This window comes from Cyanobium sp. LEGE 06143 (assembly GCF_015207535.1).
Taxonomy (GTDB): Bacteria; Cyanobacteriota; Cyanobacteriia; order PCC-6307; family Cyanobiaceae; genus NIES-981.
In genome coordinates, this window is record NZ_JADEWP010000102.1 from 1 (window position 1) to 9114 (window position 9114).

10 protein-coding genes are annotated in these 9114 nt (G+C 69.8%); 7 read left to right on the forward strand and 3 right to left on the reverse strand.

Translation table 11 applies throughout. The features are described 5' to 3' along the window. Window positions 1-149, reverse strand: a 149-nt coding sequence (locus IQ216_RS08380) for a peptide chain release factor-like protein (protein ID WP_304523973.1), incomplete at its 3' end; no start/stop codon positions are given. Between the two features lie 76 nt (window positions 150-225). On the opposite strand from IQ216_RS08380, the gene speE reads away from it, so the two are divergent. Together speE and speB are read left to right on the forward strand one after the other, a co-directional pair. Then, the gene (gene speE / locus IQ216_RS08385; RefSeq protein WP_193815126.1) at window positions 226-1077 is read left to right on the forward strand and encodes a polyamine aminopropyltransferase; all 852 of its coding nucleotides are present in this window, start codon (window positions 226-228) and stop codon (window positions 1075-1077) included. Window positions 1078-1088: 11 nt separating this feature from the next. Further along, the gene (gene speB, locus IQ216_RS08390) at window positions 1089-1952 is read left to right on the forward strand and encodes an agmatinase (protein WP_193815127.1); all 864 of its coding nucleotides are present in this window, start codon (window positions 1089-1091) and stop codon (window positions 1950-1952) included. Here the strand turns inward: speB and IQ216_RS08395 are convergent. Then, window positions 1946-2344 carry a cyclic nucleotide-binding domain-containing protein gene (locus tag IQ216_RS08395; RefSeq protein ID WP_225875697.1) on the reverse strand — a complete coding sequence of 133 codons (399 nt, stop codon included), beginning with the start codon at window positions 2342-2344 and terminating at the stop codon, window positions 1946-1948. The two genes, speB and IQ216_RS08395, sit on opposite strands and share 7 nt — an antisense overlap. A 639-nt stretch (window positions 2345-2983) precedes the next feature. Between IQ216_RS08395 and gcvT the strand changes: the two genes are divergently transcribed. Continuing rightward, on the forward strand, window positions 2984-4090 hold the full coding sequence (gene gcvT / locus IQ216_RS08400) for a glycine cleavage system aminomethyltransferase GcvT (protein WP_193815128.1): 1107 nt from the start codon (window positions 2984-2986) through the stop codon (window positions 4088-4090). Here the strand turns inward: gcvT and IQ216_RS08405 are convergent. Further along, a complete protein-coding gene (locus tag IQ216_RS08405) occupies window positions 4087-4308 on the reverse strand; it encodes a hypothetical protein (protein ID WP_193815129.1) in 222 nt (73 codons plus the stop codon). The two genes, gcvT and IQ216_RS08405, sit on opposite strands and share 4 nt — an antisense overlap. Window positions 4309-4425: 117 nt before the next feature. On the opposite strand from IQ216_RS08405, the gene aspS reads away from it, so the two are divergent. The 4 genes from aspS to IQ216_RS08425 all read left to right on the forward strand — a co-directional run. Further along, window positions 4426-6261: an aspartate--tRNA ligase gene (aspS, locus tag IQ216_RS08410; protein WP_193815130.1), complete on the forward strand. Its 1836-nt coding sequence runs from the start codon at window positions 4426-4428 to the stop codon at window positions 6259-6261. Window positions 6262-6376: 115 nt separating this feature from the next. Next, the gene (locus IQ216_RS08415; RefSeq protein ID WP_193815131.1) at window positions 6377-7363 is read left to right on the forward strand and encodes an RNA polymerase sigma factor, RpoD/SigA family; all 987 of its coding nucleotides are present in this window, start codon (window positions 6377-6379) and stop codon (window positions 7361-7363) included. 57 nt (window positions 7364-7420) lie between these two features. After that, window positions 7421-7906: a Dps family protein gene (locus IQ216_RS08420; RefSeq protein WP_186697716.1), complete on the forward strand. Its 486-nt coding sequence runs from the start codon at window positions 7421-7423 to the stop codon at window positions 7904-7906. 95 nt (window positions 7907-8001) lie between these two features. Further along, on the forward strand, window positions 8002-9114 hold a 1113-nt coding region (locus IQ216_RS08425; RefSeq protein ID WP_193815132.1), incomplete at its 3' end, for a CTP synthase.

Sequence of the window (9114 nt, forward strand, 5' to 3'; positions counted from 1 at the left end):
TCGAACACCAGCTCCACCCGCGAATCGGTGGTGTTCACGTTCTGCCCCCCCGGGCCCGAGGAGCGCGAGAAGCGCCAGCGCAGCTCCGCCGCCGGAATCAGCACTGCCGGCGTCACGCGCAGATCACCGCCGGGCAGGTCGCTGGCCATGGTCTGAGCCTGCCACGAGCCTGGAAGCGCGCTGTGCAAGCGTACGGATCAGCTTTCCGCAGCACGCCCTGCCCCCATGGCCCCCTCCCCCGGCTGGATCGATGAGGTCTACGACGGTGTGCGCTATGGCCTGGCCGGCCGGGTGATCGCCGAAACCGATTCGCCCTTCCAGCGCATCACGATCATCGAGAGCGAGCGCTACGGCAAGGGCCTGCTGCTCGATGGCTGCTGGATGACGGCCGAGCGCCAGGAACGGCACTACCACGAAGCCCTGGTGCATCCGGCCCTCTGCGGAGCCAACAACCTCGAACGGGTGCTGGTGATCGGCGGCGGCGACGGCGGCACCGCCCGCGAGTGCCTGCGCCACCCCGGCGTGGGCCAGCTCGACCTGGTGGAGATCGATGGCCAGGTGGTGGCCTGGAGCCGCGAGCACCTGCCCAGCCTCGGCGGTGGCTGCTGGGATGACCCCCGCTTCCAGCTCACGGTGGGCGATGGCATCGCCTGGGCCGCAGCCGCCCCGGACGCCAGCTACGACGTGGTGATCGTGGATGGCTCCGACCCCGCCGGCCCGGCCGAGGGGCTGTTCAACCGCGCCTTCTTCCAGCACTGCCGCCGCATCCTCAGGCCCGGGGGCGTGTTCGCCACCCAGAGCGAATCGCCGGAGGCCTTCCGTGCGGTGCACCTGGAGATGGTGCAGGTGCTGCGCCAGGTGTTCGGCCATGCCGATCCCCTCTATGGCTGGGTGCCGATGTACCCGAGCGGCTGGTGGAGCTGGACCTTTGCCGCCATCGACGGCCGTCGCTATCTGCAGCCGGATCCCGCCCGTGCCGCTGCCGTGGTCGATGGCTGTGAGATCTGGAGCCCCCGCTGGCAGCGCGGCGCCTTCGAGGCGGTGCCAGCGGCGATCGAGCGGGCCCTCAACGCCTGAATCCCACCGCCATGGCCTCCCTCTCCCTGTTTGACACCGACGGCGCCATCTACATGGCCAGCCGCCGCGATCCAGCCGGCTGCCGCGTCGGCCTGTTCGGGGTGCCCTACGACGGCACCACCTCGTTCCGCCCCGGCACCCGCTCCGGGCCGGCGGCGATCCGGGAGGTGAGCAGCGGCCTCGAAACCTATTGCCCCCAGCTTCACCTGGATCTGGAAGATCTCGCCTTCGCCGATCTGGGGGCGGTGGAGATTCCCTTCGGCAACCCCGAGCCGGTGGTGGCCGCCGTGCGCCGGGCCACGCAAGCCGTGCTCGAGCTGGGGCTCAAACCCCTGATGCTGGGCGGTGAGCACTCGATCAGCTCGGGCGCCGTGGCGGCCGTGGCCCAGCGGCATCCAGAGCTGGCCCTGGTGCAGCTCGATGCCCACGCCGACCTGCGCCAGGAGTGGCTGGGCGCCCGCCACAGCCATGCCTGCGCCATGCGCCGCTGCCTGGAGGTGCTGCCCAGCGGCCAGCTGCTGCAGATCGCCATCCGCAGCGGCACGCGGGAAGAGTTCGGGGAGCTCAGCAGCAGCGGCCGGCTGGTGGCGATCGAGCGGATGGCCGAGGCCCTGCGCCCCCTGCGCGGCCGGCCCCTCTACCTCACCGTGGACCTCGACTGGTTTGATCCGGCGGTGATGGCCGGCACCGGCACCCCCGAACCGGGTGGCTTCCACTGGCCCGATTTCGCCGCTCTGGTGGAGGAGCTGCGCCAGCACAAGCTGGTGGGCGCCGACGTGGTGGAACTGGCCCCCCAGCTCGACCCCAGCGGCGTCAGCAGCGTGCTCGCCGCCAAGGTGACCCGCAGCCTGCTGCTGCTGCTGGGTGCTCAGTAGCAGCAGGTGCCGCTGGTGCGCTGCTCGCGCAGGCGCTGGTGCTGCTGGCCGATCAGCTGCACCGCCAGGGTGGGGTGGTTGTGCAGCAGGTTGAGGAAGCCCAGGCGGTCCAGCCGCAGGATTTCCACCGGCGTGCGGGCCAGGGCGTCACTGCGGTGGATACCGTCGCCCCACACGATGTCCTGGTAGCTGAACATCTCCCCCGGCCTGTAGCTGAGCCGCTCCCCGGATGGGCCCTGCACCTCCACGATGCCGCGGCGCACGCCATAGATGGAATCGGCCGGCGCCCCGGCGCCGTAGACCTTGGCTCCCGTGGGCAGGGTCACCACCTCACAGTCGGCATGGGCCGCCATCAGGGCAATCGGGGCGGTTTGAGGAGCGGTAGCGATCAACGGCGTGGCCAGCGGGTAGCAGAGTGAATCAACCTATTTTGATCGTCTCCCTGACATCAAGGGGTGTCGAAGACAGCCAGATGTGCTCTGCCGAACGATCTTTCGATTTCGTTCAATAGTGTGGCAGCAACGCCTCCAGGCTCAGCTGCTGGCTGCCGCCGAACATCGATGGCCCGCCGAACACGGAGTGATCAGCAACTGACTCATCCGTCCTGGCGAGGACGCCTTCGCTGCGGCCAGGCTGAGTCTGGCCTGTCACAGCGGCCAGGGTCTGGCCGGGCGAGGCAACCCCGGCGTCCGAATCGGCTTGTGGATCCTGAGGGTCGCCGAGGGGCAGCCGCGGTGGCCGGGCCGTCCAGTGATGGCACCACAGCTCGGAGGAGTGAGCGGAATGGATCGCCAGACGCCTCAGATGGCACCAGCCCGCAGCGGCTCCCGGAGAGGAGGCGCAATGGCGGCAACTGCGGCAGCTGGGGCGATGACCCATCAAGCAACGTTTCTTGAGGGACCTAAAGTAGGGAGATTGGGCCTGGAAGGCCGGGTTGGAACCCGAATCTCCGGATTGTCTTCGGAGCTGGGCAGCGCCACAGCCAGGCTGCTGGAGTGCGGCCATAACCTCAAGGCCCCGCTGTGCTCCTGGTGGACCTGCTGCGCACCCCTCTTCACGCCTTGATTCAGGCTGCGGGGGGGCGGCTGGTGCCCTTCGCCGGCTGGGAGATGCCCGTGCAGTTCTCGGGCCTGGTGGCCGAACACCAGGCGGTGCGGCAGCACTGCGGAGTGTTCGACATTTCCCACATGGGGGTGCTCACCCTGCGCGGTGACGGCGCCAAGGATGCCCTGCAGGGCCTCGTGCCCACCGACCTGTTCCGCATCGGTCCCGGCGAGGCCTGCTACACGGTGCTGCTCAACCAGACCGGCGGCATCCGCGACGACCTGATCGTCTACGACCGGGGTCGCCAGGCTGACGCCGCCGCTGAGACCTGCGATGAATTGATGCTGGTGATCAACGCCGCCTGCGCCGCTGAGGACACCGCCTGGATCCGCAGCCAGCTCGAACCCCAGGGCATCAGCATCACCGACCGCAAGGGCGACGGCGTGCTGCTGGCCCTGCAGGGCCCGGAGGCCCAGGCGCGCCTGGAGGCCCTGAGCGGCACCAGCCTGGACAGCCTGCCCCGCTTCGGCCACCGGGAACTGACCCTGGCGGGCTGCACCGCCTTCGTGGGCCGCACCGGCTACACCGGCGAAGACGGCTTCGAGCTGCTGGTGCCCGGCGAGGTCGGCCCGGCCCTCTGGCAGCAGCTGGTCGAGAGCGGCGTCACCCCCTGTGGCCTCGGCGCCCGCGACACCCTGCGGCTGGAGGCCGCCATGCACCTCTACGGCCAGGAGATGGACAGCGCCACCAGCCCCCTGGAGGCCGGCCTGGGCTGGCTCGTGCACCTGGAGATGCCGAAACCCTTCGTGGGCCGCGAGGCGCTGGAGCGCCAGAGTGCCGCCGGGGTGAGCCGCCGCCTGGTGGGCCTGAAGCTGCAGGGCCGTGCCATCGCCCGCCACGGCTACCCGGTGCTGCGGGATGGCGAGCCGGTGGGGGAGGTCACCAGCGGCACCTGGTCGCCCAGCCTGGGCGAAGCGATCGCCCTGGCCTACGTGCCCACGGATGCCGCCCGCCCCGGCACCGAGCTGGCCGTGGAGATCCGCGGCAAGGCCGAACCGGCCCTGGTGGTGAAGCGGCCCTTCTACCGGCGCTAGGCGCCGCTGCCGAACTGGGCGGTGAGCTGGGCCAGCAGAGCGGCGGAGCGCTCGGGGTGGCCCTTCACCTGCAGTTCGCCGGAGCCAGGCCAGAAGTTGATCATCTCGCCGGCCTCGAGCCGAAACACCTCAAACACCCCCTCTTGGCTCCAGTGGCCAGGGAGTTCCAGGGCAGCCACGTGGGCCTTGAGCGCATCCAGCGAACCGGAAAAGTGCATGGAGCAGCAACGCAGCGAGCCGCCTGCATGCTGCCCCATCCGGGCGGCCCCGGCTGCTGCAGACTAGGGGCAGCCCCACCGGATGGGAAAATCGCCGATTGCTCAGGGATCTTCGGCATGCGCAGCCACGGGTGCGGCGACCTGCTCCAGAACGTCAGCGGCCAGGAGGTGCAGCTCTGCGGCTGGGTGGACCGGCGCCGCGACCACGGCGGTGTGATCTTCATCGACCTGCGCGACCGCAGCGGCACGGTGCAGATCACGGTGGACCCCGACCAGGGGGCTGAGGCCTTCGCCGCGGCCGAGCACCTGCGCAACGAGACCGTGATCCAGGTGAGCGGCCGGGTGCGGCAGCGGCCGCCGGAATCGGTCAACACCAAGCTGGCCACCGGCGCGGTGGAGGTGCTGGCAGGCGCCATCACCGTGCTGAACAGCGTCAAGGCCAACCTGCCCTTCCCCGTGTCGGTGCACGACGAGGAGAACACCCGCGAGGAGCTGCGCCTGCGCCACCGCTATCTGGATCTGCGCCGCGAGCGCATGAACGGCAACCTGCGCCTGCGCGCCCGCACGATCCAGGCCGCCCGCCGCTTCCTGGAGGAGCAGGGCTTCATTGAGGTGGAAACGCCGGTGCTCACCCGCTCCACCCCGGAAGGGGCCCGCGACTACCTGGTGCCGTCGCGGGTGTGCGGCGGCGAGTGGTTCGCCCTGCCCCAGTCGCCCCAGCTGTTCAAGCAGCTGCTGATGGTGGGCGGCATCGAGCGCTACTACCAGGTGGCCCGCTGCTTCCGCGACGAAGACCTGCGCGCCGACCGCCAGCCGGAATTCACCCAGCTGGACATCGAGATGAGCTTCATGGGCCAGGAGCAGATCCTGGAGCTCAACGAGGCCCTGATCAGCGCCATCTGGCAGGCCGTCAAGGGCGTCGAGCTGCCCCGGCCCTTCCCGCGCCTCAGCTGGCACGAGGCCATGGAGCGCTACGGCACCGACCGGCCCGACACCCGCTACGGCATGGAGCTCACCAACGTGAGCGATCTGGTGGCCGACATGGGCTTCAAGGTGTTCTCCGGCGCCGTGGCCGCTGGCGGCGCCGTGAAGTGCATCGCCGTGCCCGGCGGCAATGACGCCATCAGCAACGTGCGCATCAAGCCGGGCGGCGATGTGTTCAGCGAAGCCCAGAAGGCCGGCGCCGGCGGCCTGGCCTTCATTCGCGTGCGCGACGGCGGCGAGATCGACTCCATCGGCGCCATCAAGGACAACCTCAGCGAGGACAAGAAGGCCGAGCTGCTGCGGCGCACCGGTGCGGACCCCGGCAGCCTCATCCTGTTCGGCGCCGGCGACACGGCCACGGTGAACAAGGCCCTCGATCGCGTGCGCCAGTTCCTGGCCCGCGAGCTGGAGCTGGTGCCGGCCGAGCGGGACAACAGCAGCTGGAACTTCCTCTGGGTGGTGGATTTCCCGATGTTCGAGTTCAACGCCGGCGAGAACCGCCTCGAAGCCCTGCACCATCCCTTCTGCGCCCCCAACAGCGCCGACCTTGGCGACGACCCCGCCGCCTGGGCCACCACCCTGCCCGGCGCCCGCGCCCAGGCCTACGACCTGGTGCTCAATGGCCTGGAGCTGGGCGGCGGCTCCCTGCGCATCCACGATTCGGCCCTGCAGCGCCAGGTGCTGCAGACGATCGGCCTGCCTCTGGAGGAGGCCGAGCGCCAGTTCGGCTTCCTGATGGAGGCCCTCGACCTGGGCGCCCCGCCCCACGGAGGCCTGGCCTACGGCATCGACCGCATCGTGATGCTGCTGGCGGGGGAGGAGTCGATCCGCGACACCATCGCCTTCCCGAAAACCCAGCAGGCCCGCTGCCTGATGACCCAGGCACCCGCCGGGGTGGCCGGCCAGCAGCTGCAGGAGCTGCACGTGGCCAGCACCTGGGTGGAGGAGGAGGCCGAGGCGGCGGGCTGATCCAGCTGGCGGCGGGCTGATCCGGGCTGCGGGGCAGCGGATCCGCCGCAAATCGGCCGCAAATTGGCCGCAAATCGGAAGCAAAGCAGCCGAATCCTGCAGCCAGCCCGCCCCCATGACAACGGTGATGGGGATCCGAGCGCCGTCCTTGACCCAAGCCAAGGCCACCACCGACCCGATCCGGCTCTACCTGCAGGAGATCGGCCGCGTCAGCCTGCTGTGCCAGGAGGAGGAAATCCTGCTGGCCCGCCAGGTGCAGCAGCACGAGCAGCTCCTGGGCCACAAGGGCGACGGTGCCCTGGAGGGCTGGGCCGAGCGCTGCGGGCTCAGCCCCGCCGCTCTGCGCCAGGCCCTGCGCCGCGGCAGCCGCGCCAAGCAGCGCATGCTCCAGGCCAACCTGCGGCTGGTGGTGGCCGTGGCCAAGAAGTACCAGCGCCGGGGCCTGGAGCTGCTGGATCTGATCCAGGAGGGCACCCTCGGGCTGGAGCGGGCCGTGGAGCGCTTCGATCCCCGCCGGGGCTTCCGCTTCAGCACCTACGCCTACTGGTGGATCCGCCAGGGCATCACCCGGGCCCTGGCCAGCCAGGGCCGCACGATCCGGCTGCCGGTGCACATCACCGAGAGCCTCAACAGGATCCGCACCAGCCAGCACCAGCTCACCCTGGAGCTGGGCCGCCCCCCCAGCCTTCAGGAGCTGGCGGACGCCGTGGGCCTCGATGTGGCGCGGCTGCGCAGCACCCTCACCCACATCCCGCGGCCCGTGTCTCTCGAGGGTCGGGTGGGCGGCCAGGCCGACACGCCCCTGGTGGATCTGCTGGAAGACGGCCACGCCACCCCGGAGCAGGCCCTCACCCGCCAGCAGCTGCACGCCGATCTGGAAGCGTTGCTGGAGCAGCTGAGCGGCCGCGAGGCCACGGTGATCCGCCAGCGCTTCGGGCTCGAGGACGACACCCCTCGCACCCTGGCCGAGATCGGCGAGCAACTGCAGCTCTCGCGCGAACGGGTGCGGCAGATCGAGTCGCGGGCCCTGCTGAAGCTGCGCCAGCCCCAGAACCGCTGCCGCGTGCGCGACTACCTCGGCAGCCTCGACGGCGGCCCCTGAGCTGGGAGCACTCCGCTCACCGATGGGCTAAAACGGAGTTACTTCGCTTAAGCAGCCATGGTTGCCACCTCCCCCCGCATCGACATCGGCATTCCCGAGGCCCAGCGCCTTGAGATCGCCGAGGGCCTCGGTCGCGTGCTTGCCGACACCACCGTGCTCTACGCCAAGACCCATGGCTTCCACTGGAACGTCACCGGGCCGATGTTCAACACCCTGCACCTGATGTTCATGGAGCAGTACACCGAGCTCTGGAACGCCCTCGACGTGATCGCCGAGCGCATCCGCGCTCTCGGCCTGCCCGCCCCCTTCGGCGCCTCCACCTACGGCGGCCTCTCCTCCATCCCCGAGAGCAACGGCATACCCGCCGCCCTCTCCATGGTGAGCGAGCTGGTGCAAGGCCATGAAGCCGTGGCCCGCACCATCCGTGACGTGTTCGTGATCGCCGATGGGGCCAACGACCAGCCCACCGCCGACCTCCTCACCCAGCGGCTGCAGATCCACGAGAAGACCGCCTGGATGCTGCGCAGCCTGCTGGAAGACTGATCCTGCCGGTGCGGCATCGGACCGCCGGAACCCGGCCGGTCGGTGCTGGGTGAACGGAACGGCCTCGGTAGATTGGGTGGTCAGTCAGGTGCCCCATGCCCCCGTCCCCCAACCCAGCCCGACACGCACCCAAGTTCGTGTTCGTGACGGGCGGTGTGGTGTCGAGCATCGGCAAGGGCATCGTGGCGGCCAGCCTGGGTCGGCTGCTCAAGAGCCGCGGCTACAGCGTGTCGATCCTGAAGCTCGATCCCTACCTCAACGTGGATCCGGGCACGATGAGCCCCTACCAGCACGGTGAAGTGTTCGTCACCGAGGACGGCGCCGAGACCGACCTCGACCTCGGCCACTACGAACGCTTCACCGACACGGCCATGTCACGCCTCAACAGCGTGACCACCGGCTCCATCTACCAGGCGGTGATCAACAAGGAACGCCGCGGCGACTACAACGGCGGCACGGTGCAGGTGATCCCCCACATCACCCGCGAGATCCGCGAGCGCATCCACCGGGTGGCGGCCAACAGCGGCGCCGACGTGGTGATCGGTGAGATCGGCGGCACCGTGGGCGACATCGAATCCCTGCCCTTCCTGGAGGCCATCCGCGAGTTCCGGGGCGACGTGGGGCGCCAGGACATGGCCTACGTGCATGTCACGCTGCTGCCCTACATCGGCACCTCGGGCGAACTCAAGACCAAGCCCACCCAGCACTCGGTGAAGGAGCTGCGCTCGATCGGCATCCAGCCCGATCTGCTGGTGTGCCGCAGCGACCGCGCCATCAGCCCCGACCTCAAGGCCAAGATCGGCGGCTTCTGCGGCGTGCCGGAGCGGGCGGTGATCCAGGCCCTCGATGCCGACAGCATCTACGCTGTGCCGCTGGCGATGGAGCAGGAGGGCCTCTGCCGTGAGGTGCTCGATGTGCTCGGCCTGTCAGACCACGACAGCGACATGGCCCGCTGGCAGGAGCTGGTGACCAAGCTGCGCCATCCGGGCCCCGCCGTGAAGGTGGCCCTGGTGGGCAAATACGTGCAGCTCAACGACGCCTACCTCTCGGTCGTGGAGGCCCTGCGTCACGCCTGCCTGGAGTGCGATGCCTCCCTGGATCTGCACTGGATCTGCGCTGAGCAGATCGAGGAGCTCGGCGCGGCCACCCTGCTCGCCGGCATGGATGCGGTGGTGGTGCCGGGGGGTTTCGGGCACCGGGGGGTGGAC

What these genes read in the sequence shown, in the direction of transcription:
- IQ216_RS08415 (WP_193815131.1), top strand. Translation starts at nt 6,377, where the DNA reads ATGACAACGGTGATGGGGATCCGAGCGCCGTCCTTGACCCAAGCCAAG.
- speB (WP_193815127.1), top strand. Translation starts at nt 1,089, where the DNA reads ATGGCCTCCCTCTCCCTGTTTGACACCGACGGCGCCATCTACATGGCC.
- IQ216_RS08405 (WP_193815129.1), bottom strand. Translation starts at nt 4,308, where the DNA reads ATGCACTTTTCCGGTTCGCTGGATGCGCTCAAGGCCCACGTGGCTGCC.
- speE (WP_193815126.1), top strand. Translation starts at nt 226, where the DNA reads ATGGCCCCCTCCCCCGGCTGGATCGATGAGGTCTACGACGGTGTGCGC.
- aspS (WP_193815130.1), top strand. Translation starts at nt 4,426, where the DNA reads ATGCGCAGCCACGGGTGCGGCGACCTGCTCCAGAACGTCAGCGGCCAG.
- IQ216_RS08420 (WP_186697716.1), top strand. Translation starts at nt 7,421, where the DNA reads ATGGTTGCCACCTCCCCCCGCATCGACATCGGCATTCCCGAGGCCCAG.